This is a genomic window from Dryocola clanedunensis (genome assembly GCF_038405435.1).
GTDB lineage: Bacteria > Pseudomonadota > Gammaproteobacteria > Enterobacterales > Enterobacteriaceae > Dryocola > Dryocola clanedunensis_A.
Genome location: NZ_JBBYHZ010000168.1, coordinates 1 through 567 on the forward strand (window position 1 = coordinate 1; position 567 = coordinate 567).

The window sequence follows — 567 nt, forward strand, 5'->3', positions numbered from 1 at the left end:
GGGCCGGCTGCGGCGCGACATCGGGGAGTTCCTCGGCCACCGACAGATCATCCAGCGCGCGCGGCGGCGCGGCGCGGAGACGGTCGATCGAGCGGTTGCGGGCCAGCATCGACAGCCAGGTCATGGCCGCCGCCTTGGCGCGGTCGAACTGCGCCGCCTTGTTCCAGACCGCGGTGAAGACCTCCTGCAGGACCTCTTCGGCATCCCCGCGGTCGCGCAGCACCTGCAGGCAGATCGCGAACAGGCGGCCGGAGGCCAGCTGATAGACCGATTCGAACGCCTGGCGATCACCGCCGGCGACCCGGACGAGCAGCTCGTCCAGACGATGTGATGCAGCGGTAGCGGCGGCGTCCAGCTCCGGCATTGCAGGCTCAATGTCGATAACGGGCGTATCGGCATCCTCGTTGCTCCCGGCGCCGTCTGCAAGGGGGCGGTCAGGCACCGCATGTCTTCACCAGCGGCTGCGTCCGCGCGGCGGACAACTCGGCCGCAGGCGTGGCAACCGGTGCCGCCGGAAACTCGACCCGCACCTGCGGGTACCTGCCCTTCTCGTCACGGACGTTGCCG

Annotated in this window: 1 protein-coding gene; it reads right to left on the reverse strand. The window is 70.2% G+C overall.

Features of this window, described 5'->3' with window-relative positions:
• Positions 1 to 364 (reverse strand): sigma factor (locus tag AAE045_RS24020; protein ID WP_455549808.1); only part of this gene is annotated, 364 nt, incomplete at its 3' end.
• Positions 365 to 567: the final 203 nt, after the last annotated feature.